General features: G+C 33.8%; 16 protein-coding genes. 12 read left to right on the top strand and 4 right to left on the bottom strand.

The features are described 5' to 3' along the window. Positions 1-24: 24 nt before the first annotated feature. The gene (locus ABW637_RS09910) at positions 25-1272 is read right to left on the bottom strand and encodes a 3-deoxy-D-manno-octulosonic acid transferase (protein WP_367584528.1); all 1248 of its coding nucleotides are present in this window, start codon (positions 1270-1272) and stop codon (positions 25-27) included. Between the two features lie 189 nt (positions 1273-1461). On the opposite strand from ABW637_RS09910, the gene ABW637_RS09905 reads away from it, so the two are divergent. The 12 genes from ABW637_RS09905 (at position 1462) to ABW637_RS09850 (ending at position 13573) form a co-directional block, all read left to right on the top strand. Continuing rightward, positions 1462-3264, top strand: coding sequence for a T9SS type A sorting domain-containing protein (locus tag ABW637_RS09905; RefSeq protein WP_367584527.1), 1803 nt, complete (start codon positions 1462-1464; stop codon positions 3262-3264). A 177-nt stretch (positions 3265-3441) separates the two neighbouring features. Further along, entirely contained in the window at positions 3442-4611 is a 1170-nt protein-coding gene (locus ABW637_RS09900; RefSeq protein WP_367584526.1) for a DegT/DnrJ/EryC1/StrS family aminotransferase, read from the top strand. Between the two features lie 23 nt (positions 4612-4634). Beyond that, entirely contained in the window at positions 4635-5912 is a 1278-nt protein-coding gene (locus ABW637_RS09895) for a metal-dependent hydrolase family protein (protein WP_367584525.1), read from the top strand. A 113-nt stretch (positions 5913-6025) separates the two neighbouring features. Then, positions 6026-7498: a serine hydrolase gene (locus tag ABW637_RS09890; RefSeq protein ID WP_367584524.1), complete on the top strand. Its 1473-nt coding sequence runs from the start codon at positions 6026-6028 to the stop codon at positions 7496-7498. An 11-nt stretch (positions 7499-7509) separates the two neighbouring features. After that, the gene (gene nudK, locus ABW637_RS09885; RefSeq protein WP_367584523.1) at positions 7510-8091 is read left to right on the top strand and encodes a GDP-mannose pyrophosphatase NudK; all 582 of its coding nucleotides are present in this window, start codon (positions 7510-7512) and stop codon (positions 8089-8091) included. Between the two features lie 35 nt (positions 8092-8126). Further along, entirely contained in the window at positions 8127-9170 is a 1044-nt protein-coding gene (locus tag ABW637_RS09880; RefSeq protein ID WP_367584522.1) for a hypothetical protein, read from the top strand. Next, the gene (locus ABW637_RS09875; RefSeq protein WP_367584521.1) at positions 9160-9672 is read left to right on the top strand and encodes a GTP cyclohydrolase; all 513 of its coding nucleotides are present in this window, start codon (positions 9160-9162) and stop codon (positions 9670-9672) included. Before ABW637_RS09880 ends, ABW637_RS09875 begins: the two co-directional genes overlap by 11 nt. Positions 9673-9782: 110 nt before the next feature. After that, a complete protein-coding gene (locus tag ABW637_RS09870) occupies positions 9783-10445 on the top strand; it encodes a hypothetical protein (protein ID WP_367584520.1) in 663 nt (220 codons plus the stop codon). 167 nt (positions 10446-10612) lie between these two features. After that, entirely contained in the window at positions 10613-11248 is a 636-nt protein-coding gene (locus ABW637_RS09865; RefSeq protein ID WP_367584519.1) for a LysE family translocator, read from the top strand. A gap of 15 nt (positions 11249-11263) precedes the next feature. Continuing rightward, positions 11264-12142 (top strand): alpha/beta hydrolase, encoded by an 879-nt coding sequence (locus tag ABW637_RS09860; RefSeq protein ID WP_367584518.1) that lies wholly within the window; start codon positions 11264-11266, stop codon positions 12140-12142. 18 nt (positions 12143-12160) lie between these two features. Further along, positions 12161-12667: a hypothetical protein gene (locus ABW637_RS09855; protein ID WP_367584517.1), complete on the top strand. Its 507-nt coding sequence runs from the start codon at positions 12161-12163 to the stop codon at positions 12665-12667. A gap of 12 nt (positions 12668-12679) precedes the next feature. Then, positions 12680-13573, top strand: coding sequence for a haloalkane dehalogenase (locus tag ABW637_RS09850; protein WP_367584516.1), 894 nt, complete (start codon positions 12680-12682; stop codon positions 13571-13573). Positions 13574-13801: 228 nt separating this feature from the next. On the opposite strand, the gene fabD is transcribed toward ABW637_RS09850, so the two are convergent. From fabD to ABW637_RS09835, 3 genes are all read right to left on the bottom strand, one after another. Beyond that, entirely contained in the window at positions 13802-14692 is an 891-nt protein-coding gene (gene fabD / locus ABW637_RS09845) for an ACP S-malonyltransferase (protein ID WP_367584515.1), read from the bottom strand. 242 nt (positions 14693-14934) lie between these two features. After that, positions 14935-15636 carry a hypothetical protein gene (locus ABW637_RS09840; protein WP_367584514.1) on the bottom strand — a complete coding sequence of 234 codons (702 nt, stop codon included), beginning with the start codon at positions 15634-15636 and terminating at the stop codon, positions 14935-14937. Next, entirely contained in the window at positions 15633-20768 is a 5136-nt protein-coding gene (locus ABW637_RS09835; RefSeq protein ID WP_367584513.1) for a T9SS type A sorting domain-containing protein, read from the bottom strand. The genes ABW637_RS09840 and ABW637_RS09835 overlap by 4 nt, the downstream gene beginning before the upstream one ends. Positions 20769-20788: the final 20 nt, after the last annotated feature.

Genomic DNA, 20788 nt, shown 5'->3' with positions numbered 1-20788 from the left:
TTAAAAAGATTACTTTTTCTACCTTTAAACCTTCTTTATTTTCTCTTCCAAATACGCTACAATCAAACCGGTAGCCCCGGTATTACTATTAATAAAATGCCCCGCAATCATTCCTGTTTTTTCTCTAAACTTTTTATCATCAATCAGTTTATTGAGGGTTCTAGAAAATTCTTCGGCATTGGATACAGAAAATAATCCAGCTAATTTCTGAAGTTGTTTTGCTTCTCTAAATTTTTCAAAATTCTTACCTATAATTATGGGAATTCCAAATGTGGCAGGCTCTAAAATATTATGCAAACCACCGGTTCCCATAGCTCCTCCAACATACGCAAGATCGCCATAGCTGTATACTCTGGATAAATATCCAATCGTATTCATGATAAACACCTGGTAATCTTTCATTTGCTTTCCTTCTTTTTCAGAATATAAAACAGTCTTCTTTTTGATTTTTTGCTGTAATGAAATCATACTATGTTCTTTGAATTCATGTGGTGCAATAATAAAGCATATTTCTTCTGAAGCTGTATTAACAAAATCGATAAAGACCTCCTCGTCTTCTGGCCAAGAGCTTCCGATTACTACACACAATCTTTCATCAATAAATTCTGAAATAAAATCAACATGATTGTTCATTTCGATTTGGTGCGACACACGATCAAAACGTGTATCTCCACTCAAGGTTACATTTTTAAAACCTAGTCCCTCTATCAATACTTTAGAAGCAGTATCCTGCACAAAAAAGTGATCTATAGTTAGCAAGGCCTTTTTCATAAATCCCCCATACCACTTAAAAAACACTTGATCTTCTCTAAATGTTGTAGAAATAAATACTGTCGGAATATTTTTAGACTGTAATGTTTTAAGATAATTGGGCCAAAACTCGTATTTAACGAATATTGCCAATTCTGGATGTACAAGTTGGATAAACCGCTTGGCATTTGCCTTTGTATCTATAGGAAGATAAACAATTATATCGGCCAACGTACTATTTTTCTTTGCTTCATAGCCCGATGGTGAGAAAAAAGTTACTACTAATTTATGGTTAGGGTATTTCTTTTTTAATGCTTCCATTACAGGAACACCTTGTTCATATTCTCCCAAAGATGCACAATGAAACCACAAAGTACGACCTTGAGCGGGGAAATGTTTCTCTAGTGTTTGAAAGGTTAACTTTCTTCCAGTGGCAAATAATTTGAGCTTGGGAGTAAACAATCCAACAACCGGAAGTATTCGATTAAATAATGAACTGAAGATGTTATATAAAATATTCAAGAATATGTTTTTTTATGAGTTGCTAAAAATACAGCTCTTTGTTGTAAAAAAATAGATAAAAACTCTAAAAGGAGTTTTTACTAAATATTATCAATTTTTCAATTAAAAAATATATTTTATGTATAAAAATCATTATTTATCTTAAATATTTAATAAATTCATAGTCCTTTTCACACAAACTCAACAACTATGAAATTAAAAACTACTTTAATTGCATTTTTTTCCTGTGCATTACTATTTTCTCAGAACTTTTTAGAAGTACAACTTCCAACTCCCGAAAAATTAAGTCCTTTATTCATTGGTCCATTAGTTAAATCTACAATTCACTATGGTACCACACCTTCAAATTATAATGGAAAAGTAATTATATTCAATCATGGATATATTGATCTTAACCAGGGACAATTTTTATTTGATAATTCCTTTTACCAAGACACGTATGATGAAGGGTATCAAGCTGTCTTTGTTGCCACTACCCGAGGGAAAGGAATCTGGGTTAATGGTGAACTCTTAGCCGAAGCGATTGATATCGTGACCAACAAATATAATGTACCGCAGGTGTACCTCGTTGGGCATAGTAATGGCGGCAAAGCTTCAGAGGCTGCCATGTTTAGATATGGAAAAAATAACAAAATCACCAAGGCCTTTGCTCTAGGAACTCCTTTTTGGGGTACATATTTAGCCAATATTTCGCAGTTCCCTCCTTTACGATGGGCATGGAGTCTTACTGGATTAAATGAAGGTGCACGCACATCAACCACTTATTATTGTAGAGATGTGGTAAGACCATATCTTGATAATCACCCTGATAACGATCCCGAAAAATTTGTTGTACTTGGTGCATCAGGTTTTTATAAAGGGTCTACTATTGCAGCCGCGGCATTTTTATTAACCGGGGGAGTTTTACTCCCCGTGCAAGGAGCTAATGACGGTGTTGCCCCATATAGAAGCACCCTTAGGCCAGGTGCAGAATATGTTTTCAGAAAAAATGATCCTAGAGCCATTATTGACCATCTTGATGTAGGATTAGGGCAATTTAGTTGGTCCTATGTAAAACAATACATAGAAAACCCGACGCTTAGAACCAGCTTAAATAAACAAAATGAAATTACCAATCACTCTATTACAGAGAGCAATTATTATCTTTTATTTTCTGATAATGAATATGACCAAGTCACCTTAGATAAGGGATCGAAAAGTGCAGTAGTGCATGTTTTACATGAAAAAAAAGGTGCTAATTTTCAAGGCTATACTACCGCCATAAAAAAAGAAGCCCCTTTAAAAAAGTATCATACTCAAGACCATCAAACCAGTATCCCCATTACAAAGGGAGGAATTCGAATAAAAAGTGATTCTAAATATGTTGCCTTTGTAAGACAATCGACAGATTTAAAAATGTATTTAGAAAAAACCGGAACACTAAAAACTCCTATTTTAAGAGTCAAATTGTTAGAAAAAAACACTGCCATAAATTATCCAACACAGGTAAGAGGTATTATTACTAAAACAGCAGAAATTGATGGAACTTCAACAGGTAACGAGTATACCGATGTCATTGAATTTGAGCAAAAAGAAAATTATTTCGAATTCAATACTAGCACTTTAACACCCGGAGTCTACAACCTTTTTCTTAATGCAGAAAGCGAAGGAAACTTTAAGAGGTCTATTATTTCTGGATTTGTTGTAGGCGATATTAAAGAAGCTCTGGCGGCTTCAGAAAACGAAAATCCTGATATAAAAACGAATAAAATATTCTCTATAACACCTTCTCTAGTGAAAAATAAAGCCCAACTCAACATTAACAGATATTCTTTAGCAGGCGAGCTTTTGCTCAATATCTATGATCTTACAGGAAAAAAGGTGAAAAACTTCACCATTGTACCAAAATATCAAAAGCAATTTGATATTTCTAATCAATTACAAACCTTAAGCAAAGGCATGTATCTTTTGAAGGTTAATGATTTTCAAACTATAAAATTTGTAAAAAATTAATTCTTAAAACCTAAATTCTTTAATTCCCCCTCCTGAAGCGAAGTATCTTAAAAGCATCCTGCATAAGATACTTCGCTTTATAATAATTAGAGCCACAAATTATTCGTCAAAACCTTATATAACATTGGCTATAGTATCAATATTTTGTACTTTCGTGAGGTTACAATAAACACATCCATGAAGAAAATACAAATGGTTGACCTTAAGGGTCAATATGCGCACATTAAAGAACAAGTAGATTCATCCATCCTTAATGTAATACACTCAACTGCTTTTATTAATGGCCCAGAGGTTCATAGTTTTCAAAAAGAGCTTGAAGAATATTTAGACGTAAAACATGTTATACCCTGTGCTAACGGAACCGATGCACTACAGATTGCAATGATGGGATTAGGCTTAGAGCCTGGCGATGAAGTAATCACGGCAGATTTCACATTTGCCGCAACAGTAGAAGTAATCGCATTATTACGATTGACTCCAGTATTAGTAGATGTAGAACTCGACTCATTTAATATTGATCCCGAAGCCATTAGAAAAGCAATCACTCCAAAAACAAAAGCCATAGTACCGGTTCATCTTTTTGGTCAGAGTGCCAATATGGATGAAATTATGGCTATTGCCAAAGAACATAACCTATATGTTATCGAAGATAATGCACAAGGTATTGGTGCTGATTACAAATTTACTAATGGTAAATTAGCTAAAACAGGAGCTATTGGTCATGTGGCCTCTACTTCATTTTTTCCATCTAAAAATCTAGGATGCTATGGAGATGGAGGAGCAATTTTTACCAATGATGATGATTTGGCGCACACCATTCGTGGGGTTGTAAATCATGGGATGTACAAAAGATATCACCATGATGTTGTGGGCGTTAATTCACGTTTAGATTCTATACAAGCAGCAGTGCTAAGAGCTAAGCTTCCTAATTTAGATACTTATAATAACGCTAGAAGAGCAGCTGCACGAAAGTACAATAAAGCTTTCGAAAAGGTGGATAATATTATCACTCCAAAAGTTGAAGGAAACAGTTGTGGTACGGATCATGATACAATTTGTGACACCTGTAATTGTCATGTATTTCATCAATATACCTTACGAATCACTAATGGCAAACGAGATGATTTAGCGCAACATCTTAACGATAAGAGCATACCCTGCGGAGTTTACTACCCTATTCCGCTGCACAGCCAAAAAGCGTATAAAGATGATCGTTATAATGGAGCTGATTTCCCAGTAACAAATCAATTAATTAAAGAAGTAATTTCATTACCTATGCATACAGAATTAGATGATGACCAAATTGACTTTATCACTAAAACTGTTATCGATTTTGTAAACTCATAATACTCACATACACTCTTCACACAATGCGAAAATTATATACCCTTATTTTAGTATTTGCTTGTACATTTTTTGCTCAAGCGCAAGACATCTATGTACAATGCGGAAAATTAATCGACACGAAAACCGGAAAAGTACTTGCCGAAAAAACTATAGTGGTTTCTGGGAATAAAATTAGCAAAGTAGAAAATGGTTATGTCTCTGGAAAAAATGATGATACGACCATTGATCTTAAAGACAAAACGGTGATGCCAGGGCTTATAGATATGCATGTTCATATTGAGAACGAATCAAATCCTAAAGCATATTTAGAGCGATACACAAACAATGAAGCCGATGTAGCCTATAATTCTGTTGGGTTGGCGAAAAAAACGCTAATGGCTGGATTTACTACAGTAAGAGATCTTGGAGGAAGCGGTGTAAATATCGCTTTAAAGAAAGCAATCGCAAAAGGAAAAATTGATGGCCCAAGAATCTTCACTGCCGGAAAAATAATATCAACTACTGGCGGACATGGAGATCCTACTAATGGAGGAAAAAAATCCCTAATCGGTGATCCTGGACCAAAAGAAGGAGTTGTTAATAGTGTAGAAGATGCAAAAAAAGCAGTACGCCAACGCTATAAAAACGGTGCTGATCTGATTAAAATCACCGCAACTGGTGGTGTGTTAAGTGTTGCTAAAAGTAGTTCTAATCCACAGTTTACCGTCGAAGAAATAAAAGCGATCTGTGAAACGGCCAAAGATTATGGTTTTCATGTAGCTGCACATGCTCATGGTGATGAAGGAATGCAACGAGCAATCCTGGGAGGTGTAAAGACCATAGAACACGGTACTTTAATGAGTGAAAAAACAATGGATCTCATGAAACAATATAATGCTTATCTAGTACCTACAATTACCGCAGGAAAAGAAGTTACCGAAAAAGCGGCTATCGATGGATACTATCCTGCTATTATTGTTCCTAAAGCATTAGAGATTGGACCAAAAATCCAAAATACTTTTAAAAAGGCATACGATCGCGGTGTAGGAATAGCGTTTGGTACAGATGCAGGAGTATTTAAACACGGACAGAACGGTAAAGAATTTGGTTATATGGTCGAAGCAGGAATGCCCGTAATGGCCGTTATACAAAGTGCTACCACGACCAACGCAAAAATCCTGAATATGGAAAATGAACTAGGACAAATTGCTCCTGGTTTTCTGGCGGATATTGTTGCCGTAAATGATGACCCCACCAAAAAAATAGACACCATGAAAAATGTAGTCTTTGTAATGAAAGAAGGAAAGGTGTACAAGAAGTAAATTAATACAATTCCGATACAACAAATCAAACCTACGCGTATGCAATGAACTGACTTCACTTTGAAGTTAAAAAGTAATAAACATCACAATCATCCAATCTAAAAACACCAATCATGAAATTAAATCTTAAGCATACTCTAAAAAAGGTACTTTTCATTAGCATCTTCATTCAGTTAATCACGCTATCTTTTACAGTTGCACAAACCAAAACGGAGCAAATTGACATATTGATGAACCTATATCATGAATATGGGCAATTTAATGGCTCAGCCCTTGTTGCAGAAAACGGAAAAGTGATTTATAAAAAAGGACTTGGGTTTGCCAATATGGAATGGGATATCACAAATCAACCGGATACCAAACATAGACTTGGATCGATTACCAAGCAATTTACGAGTATGCTAATCATGCAATTGGTAGAGCAAGGAAAATTGAAGTTAGATGTTCCCATTACTACATATTTAACAGACTATCCTAAGTCTAGTGGAGATAAAATTACTATTCATCACCTACTCACACACACTGCAGGAATACCTAGTTATACATCGTTTCCTAAGTTCTTTAAGGATCATGCTCGCAATCCCTATACTCCCGATGAATTTGTAAAGGTGTTTAAAGATTCTACTCTCCAATTTACCCCTGGAGAAAAATTTGCTTATAGTAATTCGGGGTATTTTTTATTAGGGGTAATCATAGAAAAGGTTTCAGGAAAAACGTATGAGCAAATGTTACAAAAAAACATTTTCACTCCGTTAAAAATGAATAATACAGGATTTGATCATCACCGTACAATCCTTAAAAACAGAGCCACCGGATATAGTAAATTTGGAACTTTGTATACAAATTCAGGTTATCTCGATATGTCTATACCCTATGCCGCCGGATCCATGTATTCTACTGTAGAAGATTTATATCTATGGGATCAGGCATTATATACAGATCAATTGATTAGTAAGAAATCTAAAGATTTAATTTTTACTCCCGATACTTCAACAGGAAAAGCAAGCTATGGTTATGGATGGGGTATTAATCATCAGCCTCTTGGCAAGTCCAACGATAGTATTAAAGTGATAGGACACAGTGGTGGTATCAATGGATTTAATACCATTATATCACGCATTCCTTCGGATAAACATTTAATCGTATTACTTAATAATACAGGAAGAACAGACCTAAAACAAATGAGCAGATCCATAAGCAGTATCCTTTATGGCGCAGCCTATGATAATCCAAAAAAGTCTGTGGCTTTTTCATTATTAGGTGTTATTATGGATAAAGGTATATCCTCTGGACTTGAAGAATTTGAAAAAATTAAGGCTTCAGAAACTTACGCTCTTGATGAAATAGAAATGAATAGGGTAGGATATCAACTTATAAGAGTTAATAAAGTAAAAGAAGCTATTGAAGTATTCAGACTTAATGTAGCATCGTTTCCAGAATCCGGAAATGCATATGATAGCTTGGGCGAAGCCTATTTAAAAGATGGAAACAAAGAACTCGCCATCAAGAATTACAAAAAATCTGTAGAAATTGATCCTAATAACACCAATGGAGCTAAGGTATTAAAGGAGCTTCAATCTGAATAGGAAGATTAAAAATGAAAAATGACACCATTAAAATTACTAAAAAAGAAATCCTATCAGACAACTGGTATACTTTGCATAAGGTAACCTACGAATATCTCAAAAAAAATGGGACATGGGAAATACATACCAGAGAAGCCTATGATCGCGGTAATGGTGCTGTAATCTTACTATATAATCCTATCAGCAAAAAGATTATCCTAACCAGACAATTTAGACTTCCCACCTATATCAATGGTAATGAAACTGGTATGATGATCGAAGCGTGTGCTGGATTATTAGATCAGGATAATCCAGAAGATTGTATTCGTAAAGAAACTGAAGAAGAAACAGGATATAGAATCAGCAAGGTTGAAAAAGTCTTTGAATCCTATATGTCGCCAGGGTCGGTTACCGAAATACTTTATTTCTTTATCGCAGAATATACTGAAGATATGAAAGTAAGTGAAGGTGGTGGAATTGTAGAAGAGCAAGAAAATATAGAAGTACTGGAGTTAGATTTTGACAACGCTCTAAACATGATGTACACTGGAGAAATAAAAGACGCCAAAACCATAATGTTGTTACAATATGCTATAATTAACGACCTATTATAAGGTAACTAGGTATTAAATGACTCAAAAAAAGATTTATGAATAGAACTATTTATACAAATAAGCAGTTGTTTCTCTTAGGAATCCCTGTTTTAATGATATTAACATTAATATCATTAGCCAATTCTCAAGTCTTTAAGGATAATTCAGATACATTGTCCTTGTATATTACATTAGATTTATTATTACTTATACCAATGGTTTATTTTCTAACCATTAGAAAAACCACTATTCCGAAGTATACAATTTTACTTGCCTCTGTTGCCGGTGTTATAATTGCATCTCAAATACTGCCGATTGAACATCAACATTACTTAGGTCTTTTAAAAAAATGGGGGCTACCTGTTATAGAAATATCGATTATATCTTTCGTAGTCTATAAATTCAGAAAAATACTAAAAAAGTATAGACAACAAAATGTGCTAACTCCAGATTTTTATACTTCGCTAAAGAAAATATGTAATGAGATACTTCCTTCAATTATAGTCTCACCTATAGCCAGCGAAATTGCCCTTACATATTATGGTCTGATAGATTGGAAAAGAAAAAAGGTGAATGATAATGAATTTACCTATCATAAAAATAGTGGATCCCTTGCCTTGTTCGGAACATTAATCTTTTTAATGACTGTCGAGAGCATTTCTATACATGTACATCTGGTAAAAAATGGTGACCCCAGGACTGCCTGGATTCTTACGGCAGTTACCACTTACAATGCCTTTCAGGTTTTTGGGTTTATAAAATCAATCATTAAAAGACCCATATCTATTCGAGATAATACATTGATTTTGCACTATGGTATCATGAATGAAACCTGTATTGATATTCGAAATATTGAAAGTGTTGAACTCTCTACTGCGCAAATAACATTTGATAAACATACAAGATCCCTATCTCCCTTAGGAGAATTAGAAAGTCATAATGTAGTGATTACGCTAAAAGATGTAAATACACAAAAATGGATTTTTGGGATCAAACGAAAGTATACCACTTTGGCATTACATGTCGATCAAAAAGAAGCATTTAAAAATAAAATAGAGGAAACAATACAAACAATTAAAGCCAAAAATTGTGATTATTAAACTAGCAGAAACCCATCTTAAAACAAAATTTGGCATATATAAGGAGATTCTTTTTTATGACGGCCAAAAAGAATTACATGCCTTAGTGATGGGAGATATAAAGGGTGAAGAAGAAATACTCTGCAGAGTGCATTCGTCTTGCATATTTGCTCATCATTTTAACAGTATAGAATGTGATTGTAGGGAACAGATGGAAATCTCACAACAGCTCATCCAAAAAGAAGGAAAAGGAATCATTATCTGGTTAGACCAGGAAGGAAAGGGAAATGGTCATTTTGCATTGCTAAAAAGTATAGAACACAAGAAATCTGGATTATCACAGGCTGAAGCGTATGAAGCTGCCGGATTTAAAAAAGATGCTAGAGATTTTGCACAAGCTGCCAAAATTCTAAAACAAATCGGTGTTAAATCAATCCGAATGTTAACCAATAATCCAAAAAAAGTAGAAACACTAACTCAATATGGAATTCATGTTGATGGAACTTTACCTACTATCTTATGATCTTTATAAAAAAGAGATAGATGCGTAAAATCTATAGACAATTACATTACCTAAAAAAATAGCAGTATATTACTGTTATAATTATATTGAATTGTAATAAACACTAAAAAGTGAAATTTTTTAAACTAAAAAAAACCTTTGACTGGAAATATATAATTCGTGAAGTGCTCCTCATTTTTATAGGAATCAATCTAGCAATATGGTTTAATAACTGGAACTCTTCAAAAAAAGTTAATCACGATAAAACCATTGCCATTTCAAAAATAAAAGGCGAAATAGAAAATAACATCAAGGAGCTCAATACAACTCAAAATAACAATCAATTTATTTTAAATGCTTTTACTGATTTACATAAATTGTCTGATAAAAACTCTTCTCAAGTCATTGCCACTCCAGAACAATTAGTTAAACTTAAGAAGCAATATCCGAATTTTTTTAGCGCTTCAGATTCTTCAAAAGTTAACGACAATCTATTTAAGTATAATCTACAGACCTATATCGAACTCGAAATCCCAACACTTTCTCAAATAGCATGGGAAACTACTAGATCTATAGGTATTACCAATGAATTTGATTATGAATGTTTGTATGATCTAGAGAGCACATATAATCTTCAGAAAAGAGTTCAAAATGAAGTAGACAAAGCTGCTAATGCATTGCAAAAAAGAGAAATAAAATCATTAATAAATATCCTTGAATTTTTAGATCAGTTGAATGAACAATTGATTAAAGATTACCAAAAGATCCTTCTCGAAATAAACAATTGCCTTTAGATCGTTTTCATCAAGCTTTTGTGTTTTCAAATTATCTGATACCCAATTACTACTATTCTAAAGATATACACCATCGCTTTCAACATTTTTTGACCGCTAAGATCATGTTAATTTGCTATATAATTTAGAAAAAAAGAATACTTTTAAGTATTCAAAAACACAAATCAATGATACCCATTAATGAACTTCTAGTATTTGCTTTAGCATCTCTTATTATGGTACTATCGCCTGGACCCAATATGATATATCTAATTTCCAGGTCTTTATCTCAAGGAAAACAAGCAGGCATCATTTCATTATTTGGAGTTATTTGTGGGTTTTTATTTCACATTCTTATGGTATCGTTTGGGTTAACAGCCATTTTTTTTGCTGTCCCCTATGCTTTTGTCTTGGTAAAGTTTCTTGGCGTGGGGTATTTATTATATTTAGCTTATTCTACTATCAAATCTAATAGAAAAAATACTTTTGAAACTAATACCAAATTAAAAACAGACAGGCCTTTAAAATTATTTAATATCGGATTATTAACTAATGTGCTTAACCCTAAAATGGCATTGTTTTATTTATCCTTTTTCCCCCAGTTTATAAAACCCGAATATGGTGCTATACTTTCACAAAGTTTTCAGTTGGGGATTGTACAGATCATCGTTAGTTTTTGTATCAACTTTCTTATCGTTATTTCTGCAGCCAAAATGGCGACTTTCTTTGTTCAAAAACCAATCTGGGCTCGAATACAAAAATGGTTTATGGCTTCAGTATTAACTGGTCTGGCCATAAAAATAGCTTTCGCAAAAGCAAAATAAATTTCAAAAACTATTATGAGACATAAACATCTATTCTTTATCCTATCATTATTAGTCATTTTTAGCTGTAAACAAAAAGAAGAAAATTCTACAGCAAAAGATACGGGTAAGGCTGAAGAAGCAAAAGAAAAATCTAAAGAATCAACAGCGCAACCCAATGTTATAGTTATTGACAGCCTATTCAAAATACCGGGATTAGATAGAACAAGGCAAATTAGAATTTACTTACCTCCTAATTACGAGAAATCTGATAAAAAATATCCTGTAGTATACATGCATGATGCGCAGAATTTATTTGACAATGCCACTTCATATGCTGGTGAGTGGGGTGTGGATGAAAGTCTAAATGAGCTCTCTAAATTATCTGACATTGAATTAATCGTAGTAGGAATTGATAATGGAGAAGAAAAACGTATGAACGAGCTTAGTCCTTGGGAAAATACAGAGTTTGGAAAAGCTGAAGGCAAGCAATATATGGAGTTTATTGTGAATACCATCAAGCCCTATATAGATACCACATATAAAACACAAAAGGATAGAGAGCATACTGCAATTATGGGAAGTTCTATGGGTGGATTAATTTCGCACTATGCGATATATAAATACCCGCAAATTTTTGGGAAAGCAGGAATCTTCTCCCCTTCTTACTGGTATTCAGAAAAGGTATTCGATTTTACCAAAAATCAACCCATACCAGAGGACAGCAGGATATTTCTTCTAATAGGAAAAAAGGAAGGGTGGGATATGGTAAAAAACACTCGTAAAATGAATAAATATATCATTTCATCCCATCCCGAAAAAAATCTTAAACTTGTGGTAGATCCAAAAGGAGAACATAACGAAGCATTTTGGAGAAAACAATTTACCCAAGCTATACAATGGTTATTTAAATAACTTTAAACCATAATCAAAATGAAACTTATAAAAACAGCAGTCTTATTCTTCTTTATTACCCAGATTACTTTGGCTCAAGAATCCAATCTTTCTATATTCAAACCTCTAACTAATAAAGTATGGAAAGCCCAAGGCAATTGGGGAGACGGTAGTAAATTTAAACAAGAAATTGTTTTTGAATTTGATTTAAACAACAACATAGTTATTACAAAATCTAAAGGGTTTACTAATAAAGAACAGACCCAGTATGGCTCTCGAAATCACGGTATCCGAAAATATGATGTAGCAACCAAAACCATAAAGTTCTGGGAGTTTGATGTTTTTGGAGGACTAACTAAAGGAGAAGTTATTCTAGATGGTAATAACATTCTCTATCAATATCAATATGGGGAGTCTGTGGTGACCGATATGTGGATATATGTTGATAATAACACTTACAATTTCAAGGTAGGTAGTTATGCCGATGGAAAATGGAAACAAGTATATCTAGAGACTCAGTTTAAAGCGGTTAACCAAGAACATTAAACACTACATATCATGCAGATCTTACCACCAGATTTCTCTCGTTTCGAACCCATTAAAGATTTCCCTTATAAAGAGAATTTTGTTGATTTTGAAAACTTAAAAATGCACTACATTGATGAGGGAAATGGCGAAACCATTTTGGCACTTCATGGAGAACCCACCTGGTCTTATCTATATAGAAAATTTATACCTGTTTTAAAGAATTATCGCTTCGTTGCTCCAGATTTTATAGGATTTGGCAAATCTGATAAAATTGTAGGACGTAAAAATTATAATTTTGACCTTCATTTTAGATCGTTAGAAAATCTAATTCATAAGCTAGATCTTAATGACATTACATTGGTTGTACAGGATTGGGGAGGTTTATTAGGATTGTCGCTTTTGGCAGAATATCCAGAACGATTTAAAAGAGTGGTGGTTTTAAATACGTTTCTTCCAACGGGTAAAAAATTGGCGTTCCCATTTAGGTTGTGGAGAATGTTTGCAAAATATCACCCATCACTACCCGTAAGTGGGATTGTGCAATATGCTTCATATCATAAATTATCAAAAGAAGTGCTTGATGCCTATGACGCCCCATTTCCTAATAAAAAACATAAAGGTGGTGCAGTTGCATTTCCACTTTTAGTTCCTGCTCATCGTAATGACCCAGCGGTCAAACCCATGCAAAAGGCGAGAGATATCCTTTCTCAATGGAATAAACCGGCATTGGTTATGTTCTCTGACAAGGATAAAGTTTTTAGCGGATTAGAAAAATTCTTTTACAAATTAATTCCCTCCAGTAATGACCAACAAAAGATTATTATCAAGGATGCCGGGCATTTTTTGCAAGAAGAGAAAGGTGAAGAAATTGCAACTTACATAGACCAGTTTATGAAAGACGAATTGAGGATCAAAAAACAGTAGCATTTACTAAAAAACCTCACAAATCTCAGAGATATGTGAGGTTTTAGATTTTGGATTTTATTATAAAGCTACTATTTGAACTCTATGTAAGAAAATTTACGTCAGTCAGAGTTGTTTTCAAGCAAAAGCCTAATTTCGATACAATTTTTCTCCGTTTCACTATGAAAAATCACTCAATTTGACGACTTTTTTATACAATGAGCTTATATACAAACTCACATTATTGTACTATTCCTTCTCAATTGACGCAATAGTTGTCTCTGCGGATCGATCGATCTTTTTTACTAATCCAGATAATACTTTTCCTGGCCCAACCTCGGTAAATAAAGTCGCACCATCTTTTATCATATTTTGCACACTTTGCGTCCATTTTACTGGAGCAGTTAATTGTGCAATCAGATTTTGTTTAATCTCGTCGGGGCTAGTAACCGCAGTTGTCGTTACATTTTGGTATACAGGACAGTTTGGTGTATTAAAAGTAGTCGCCTCTATTGCCGCTGCCAATTCTTCACGTGCAGGTTCCATTAAAGGTGAATGAAATGCTCCTCCTACTGGTAATACTAATGCTCTTCGTGCTCCTTTTTCTTTTAATACTTCACATGCTTTATTGATTGCATCTACATCTCCAGAAATTACTAATTGACCAGGGCAATTATAATTTGCAGCTACTACTACTCCATCAATTTCGGTGCAAGCTTGCTCAACAACCTCATCTTCTAATCCTAAAACTGCTGCCATCGTAGAAGGCTTTAATTCACATGCTTTTTGCATTGCCAGTGCTCGCTTAGATACTAATCGCAATGCATCTTCAAAATTAAGTGTGCCATTGGCCACTAATGCCGAGAATTCACCTAATGAATGTCCTGCGACCATATCGGGTTTAAAACTATCACCTAATACTTTACTTAGAATTACTGAATGTAAAAATATGGCAGGCTGAGTTACTTTGGTTTGTTGTAACTCTTCTTTTGTTCCTTCGAACATGATTTTGGTAATCTCAAAACCTAAGATATCATTAGCCTTATGAAAAAGTTCTTTGGCCATTTCTGAATTTTCATATAGATCTAGACCCATTCCTGGAAATTGAGCCCCTTGACCCGGAAATACATATGCATTCATGTACTGTGTGTTTAAAGTTTTGACAAAAGTAGTGAATCTAAGTTACAAAGTGATATAGTTACTAAGGTACAAAGCTTTTGATATATGTGTTATCTAAAAATTCATATTTAATCTTCTTCGGAATGACAAAATCTTTACTTGTTTAGTGCTGTAGTTCGCCATTCCGTTGAAGACCTAAATCCATAAAATCCATCATACTTTTACCCCCTCAAGTATTCAGGCTTATTATGGAAACAAAAAAATCATAAAACTTTAAATTGAAAGACGCCTGATTCTGAGGTATTTCCTCGGGAATCTTTCGTTGTTATTTTCCAGTAATAGATCGTATTTGATGTTATAGATACACTAAACATACTCTCTTCTAGATTACTTGAAACAATTTCTGGTTCGCGAGAGGTATCAAAATACACATCATATCCAACAATATCATCATCAACATCATTCCCTTCCCAATCTAAAATAATTTCGCTTGCAGTAGTTCTAATAGATTCTGCCATTTCGGGAGCAATAGCCTCTGCAGGAAACGGTGCATAAGATTCGATTGCATCTCCGGCATTGTAAAATTTCCATTCAACACTTTGAGCTGTTTCCGATACGGTATTAGATTTTGAAACTATAAACCAACTATACGGTGTTCCTCTACTTAAAACTATTGGGGTTTGGGTGGCTGTTGATTGATGTGTTGTACGATTACCTGTAGTTAAATTCGTAAGTTCTACTTCGTAACTATCTACATTAGCGCCAGCTTCCCACTCAAATAATACAGTGCTTTCTGTGGGAGTGATATCTGTACCTACATTACAAAGTGAGTTTTCAAAAGGAAAAATTAGATTTGAAGCTGTAGGGTTTTGAGTAGCTTCTTGCTCCTCTGTACCTTCGTCGCTATCACTACTACATGCGCATATCATAGCAATCAAACCAAAAAGAAAGAATAACTTTTTCATTTTTTTACAATTTTAAAAGTGGATTGAAAACTCTCGGAGCTTATGGAAACCATATACATACCAGATTCAAGAAATGAGGTATCTACATGTATTAACCCATCTAAAGGTTTATATTCTTTTGACACTACCAATTGCCCTAAAAGGGAATATATTTTAAGATCAACATTTTTTAAATAACCAGTACCTAAATACATATTAAGATTATCCCGGAATGGATTTGGATAAAAAAGCACTTCGTTAGCTATAAAAATGGTTTTTTCATAGGTACCCTGGCATTCTTCGTCTGCCTTGATCTGAATTGTATTAATTCCTTTGTCTAAATTTAAAGTAACTAAGTTGTCCTGTGTGCTAAAAACCAACCCATTAAAATCTATGGTATAATTTAATCCTCCGTACATTTCTAAAGATACTTTTGCCTCACTGCTATTAACACTTGCGATTACCGATAAATCTTCGGGTTCGGTAATAATGACTTCAAAGCAAACTTTATAACCGGGTTTCTCATCTATAGTGATACACAGCTCATAAATGCCCGCTCGAAGGTTTCTGATCTCAACATCGTTTGTGAAATCATACTCCGCATTTACCTCAGCCCCGACAATTGTTGCCTTGTAGTTAAAAATTTCGACTGCTTCAATTTTTACTTTTCCATTATTACTACTTCTGCAATTTTCGCTAGTTGTTAAAATTGTAAAATTGGTTGACGGCAATGTAAAAAAGGCACACCCAAATAAGTCAACTGTGCTGCCAAATGGAGTATTTGGGCACAGATCTTCTATATCGGGCACACCATCGTTATCATCATCATCACAGACTAACTTATAGGCGGCTTCTTCATCTTTGAACCAATTAGGATATGATTCAGAAGCTGCAATATCATCCACCAATATGCAGGTTAAATTAGGATTATCGATGACATCAAAATTTTCGAGAATTGTATTAAATCCATTATTTATATTGACCGTTATTAGTTGATTTGAAGCACATAAAAGAGTTTCGATATTAGGATTTTGAGTAATATCAATGCTCGTAAGTTGATTAGACGTACAGTTTAATTCTGTTAAAGCTGTATTGGCACTTACATCAATGTTCGTAAGCATATTATTAGACACATCTATTAGGGTTAATACCGTATTTGAAGCTATGCCTGTACCTTCAATACTTGTTAATTGATTTCCCGAACATAACAATCTTTCTACTAACACATTACTGCTAATATCTATGCTCGTTATTAGATTATTTCGGCAATTCAGGGTAACTAAGCTTGTAAAATCTTGTAAGCCGGTAAGATCAGAAATTTCTTTGCCACTAATATTTAAGTTAGTAATCGAGCTTATTGCAGCCGTTGGCACATAATCGTCTAATGGGCCAGAATCAAGCCCCAAATTTATTAAAGCTTGCTCAAATCCATCATCGGGTATAAAAGTTTGATTATAATAACAATTTTCTGCATAAGAAGCCGTATCATCTTTTTGCCAGCTTGCACCAATAATACTGATGTCATCAATCTCTATACATATTAAATCTGGGTTGTCCTGTGCATTAAAAACTAATAAATTACTATTATTTCCATTATTAACACTTAATGTTACCAATTGATTCGCACTACAACGTATTTCGGCTAACTTACTATTTGTACTAAGATCAAGGTCCGTAAACTGATTATCATCACATTTAAAACTCGTTAGATCCGAAAATACTTCAATATTAATTTCTGAAAACCGATTAGAAGAAATATCGAGTGTTTGTATGATATAATTATCACTTACAAACAAGCTATCGATTTGATTGTTTGCACATAAAATCTCTGTTAGATTAGTATTAGTCCTAAGATCGAGACGATTGCCAATACTGTTTGAAGAACAATTCAGAGATTTTAATGCTGCAAAATCTTCTATTCCGGTTAAGTCGGTAATCCCATTGCCACTAATATCTAAATCAATAAGCGAGCTTATATTTGCCGTGGGCACATAATTATCATTGGGGATATCATCATAAATTGCAAGAGCCTCTTCAAAGCCATCATCGGGTACAAATGTATCTTCGTAACGGCAATTTTCGCTATATGCTGCCCGCTCATCCTTTTGCCAGTCATCTCCAATTTCATTTTCATTATCGATTTCGATACAGCTCAGATCTGGATTATTGACAGCATTAAATCGTAGTAATTGATCATTATTTCCATTTTGTACGTTTAAACTTTCCAGTTGATTAGAAGAGACATCTATATTGGTTAATAAAGTATTTACCTCTAAATTTATATCGGTAATTTCATTGGAAGCTACACTAAAACTGGTAATATTTAGAAGTTGATCAAGGTCATTAATTTCTGTAAGCTTGTTTGATGATAGATCCAGAATCTCAATATTGGTATTATTAACCAGCTCTACATTTTCTATTTCGTTATTTGAAGCCGATAATATGATAAGAGCAGTATTTACTTCAACATCGAGAATTTCGAGCTGGATATTTGCGCAATACAATTGCTCTAAATTCTCATTTCCGGTTAAAACTAAATCTCCCAATGAGTTATTGGAGCAATCCAAAGATCTCAATTGTCCATTTTCTATTAAATCTATGGATGTTACCCTATTATTGGAAAAATTTAAAGAGTTTAGCTGTTGATTGAAGCTCACTTCTAAATCTGTTAATTGGTTTGAAGCACAACTCAAACTTTCAAGAGCTACAAAGTCATCTACCTCTATATTTTCTAGCAAATTATCATTGCAGCTTAAATCTGTAAAAAAGTCATAAGATGCCGTAGTATCGTAGATCAAGTTAGTTATTTGATTAGAATCACAGGCGAGTTCTTCGATATTGGTATTTGCACTGAAATCGATATCGGTTAGAAAATTAATTGAACAATTTATTTTTTTGAGTTCAGTAACTGCAGAAATATCTAATTCAGACAAATTATTATCTCCACAATCCAATTCTTCCAAAGTGCTTGATACCGGGTCAAGATCGAGTATACTAAACTTATTTTTACCACAAAACAATTGTTTAAGTGTTGTACCGGTGATATTTAAACCTCCAATTCCTGTTGTTGAAATATTGTTCGAACTACAATCCAGTGACTCTAGATTGGTCATATCACTTACATCAAGTTGTGCTAGGTTGTTATTGTCACAAACTAACGCTACCAAATCCAAATTTGGATTGGATTGTAAGTCTAAATTGGCTAATTTGTTACCTCCACAGTTAAGCTTTATTATGGAATCGTTTACCTGAAGATTGAGTTCTGCAAGATTATTACTAAAACAGGAAAGATTTTTTAAGGAAAGATTATTACTAATATCTAAAAGTGATAACTTATTTTCTGAACAATTTAAAGAATCTAGAGCTACAAATGCTTCTATACCGGTAAGATCAAAAATATTTCTATTGCTAATATTAAGGATTTCTATTTTGTTTATTGAATCGGTTACGACATAATTATCTAAAGAACCACGGTCATAACCAAGGTCAATTAAGGCTTGTTCAAAATTATCATCTGGGATAAAAGTTTTATTGGTGGTACAACTTAAATCGTAGGATGAAGTCGCGTCTATAGACCAATCGGGTTCGTTTTCGGCGGCGGTAACATCATCGACCTGAATACAAGCCAATTCAGGATTTCCGGTTGCGTCGAGGAAAGTCAATACTCCAGCAGGTACATTTTTCAAAGTTAAATCCACCAAGTTATTAGAAGAGCAATCTAGATATTCCAGATTAATCAGTGGAGTAGCATTCAGATTACTCAACATATTGTTGGAGCACTTTAATGAGTCAAGAGCAATAAAAGCTTCAATTCCCGTTAATCGTTCTATATTTTTGTTATTTATATCTAAGACGGTTATGGTATCAATTCTAGCTGTGGAAACGAGATCATCTAGTGGTGCTTCATCATAACCCATATCGATTAAGGCTTGCTCAAAATTATCGTCTGGAACGAAAGTAAGTGGCTCACAAACTTCTTCATATGAAGCTACATTATCTATTAACCAGGTCATTTGGTCGTTGGCCATAGCAGTAGCATCTACCTCAATACAATATAAATTAGGATTGTTTAAAGCATTTAAAGTTGCCAATTCTTCATTATTGCCATTGTTGATTTTTAGGGTTTTCAATTGATTCGCAGCACAATTGAGTGAAGTAATTGAATCATTTTCACTAATATCAATTTCAGAGATTAGGTTAAACGAAACATCTATAGATTCTAATTCTATATTTTCACTTACCTCCAATAACACCAATTGATTAAATGCTGAAATCAAAGTTTCTATTTTTTTATTGTTCTCAAGCTCTAAAAGGGTTAACTGATTATTAGAGCACCCCAAAAACTCTAAGGAATCATTCAAACTGAGGTTCAATTCTGTTAATTGATTGTCGGAAACAGTTAAGTTGGTAAGAAGCCTGTTACTAGTGACTTCCAGAGTGCTTAATTGATTATCTGAAACATCAATAAAAGTAAGCGAATCATTTGCTGAAAGATTTAGATTCGTAATATGATTAGAAGCACATAATAATGTTTTTAACTCTGTATTAGCATCTATATCAAGACCCGACAACTGATTTTCGGAACAAATCAGCTCTTCTAATGAAGTATTGGTATCAATTTCGAGATTACTCAATCTATTATTTGAACCTCTCAAACTGACAAGAGAATCATTTTGACTGGTATTGATCATACTTACCTGATTTGAAGTAAAATCAAGATTTCTAAGCAAGTCATTTTGAGAAACATCGAGTATTAGCAGTCGATTATCACTACAATTTAATGTTTCTAAAGATATATTCAGAGAAACATCAAGGGTTTCCAATAGGTTCGAAGCACAGTTGAATTCGACAAGTTGAGTATTCTGGCTAATATCAATATTGGTTAACCGATTATTAGAACAGTTCAGTACTTCTAAACTTTCAAAACCCTCAATTCCCGTTAGATCAACGATATTTTTATCAAAAATATTGAGATCTGTTACGTCATTAATATCTTCGGTCGATACCACACCGTTTACCGCACCATCAGAATCAATCCCAAGATCTATAAGTGCTTGTTCAAATTTGGAATCAGGTATTGCAGTTTCCTGACCCCAAAACACATTTGAAGTGGTTAACACCAATAAAAAAGAAATAAAAATCTGTCTTTTCATGACATATGTTTTATATTGAA

This window comes from Aquimarina penaris (genome assembly GCF_040786285.1).
GTDB lineage: Bacteria > Bacteroidota > Bacteroidia > Flavobacteriales > Flavobacteriaceae > Aquimarina.
The sequence above is the reverse complement of the archived record's forward strand: the minus strand, read 5'-3'. Positions and strand labels throughout refer to the sequence as shown.

Coding starts and splice junctions, on each gene's coding strand:
- ABW637_RS09905 (WP_367584527.1), top strand. CDS start 1,462: ATGAAATTAAAAACTACTTTAATTGCATTTTTTTCCTGTGCATTACTA.
- ABW637_RS09900 (WP_367584526.1), top strand. CDS start 3,442: ATGAAGAAAATACAAATGGTTGACCTTAAGGGTCAATATGCGCACATT.
- ABW637_RS09895 (WP_367584525.1), top strand. CDS start 4,635: ATGCGAAAATTATATACCCTTATTTTAGTATTTGCTTGTACATTTTTT.
- ABW637_RS09890 (WP_367584524.1), top strand. CDS start 6,026: ATGAAATTAAATCTTAAGCATACTCTAAAAAAGGTACTTTTCATTAGC.
- nudK (WP_367584523.1), top strand. CDS start 7,510: ATGAAAAATGACACCATTAAAATTACTAAAAAAGAAATCCTATCAGAC.
- ABW637_RS09880 (WP_367584522.1), top strand. CDS start 8,127: ATGAATAGAACTATTTATACAAATAAGCAGTTGTTTCTCTTAGGAATC.
- ABW637_RS09865 (WP_367584519.1), top strand. CDS start 10,613: ATGATACCCATTAATGAACTTCTAGTATTTGCTTTAGCATCTCTTATT.
- ABW637_RS09860 (WP_367584518.1), top strand. CDS start 11,264: ATGAGACATAAACATCTATTCTTTATCCTATCATTATTAGTCATTTTT.
- ABW637_RS09855 (WP_367584517.1), top strand. CDS start 12,161: ATGAAACTTATAAAAACAGCAGTCTTATTCTTCTTTATTACCCAGATT.
- ABW637_RS09850 (WP_367584516.1), top strand. CDS start 12,680: ATGCAGATCTTACCACCAGATTTCTCTCGTTTCGAACCCATTAAAGAT.
- fabD (WP_367584515.1), bottom strand. CDS start 14,692: ATGAATGCATATGTATTTCCGGGTCAAGGGGCTCAATTTCCAGGAATG.
- ABW637_RS09840 (WP_367584514.1), bottom strand. CDS start 15,636: ATGAAAAAGTTATTCTTTCTTTTTGGTTTGATTGCTATGATATGCGCA.
- ABW637_RS09835 (WP_367584513.1), bottom strand. CDS start 20,768: ATGAAAAGACAGATTTTTATTTCTTTTTTATTGGTGTTAACCACTTCA.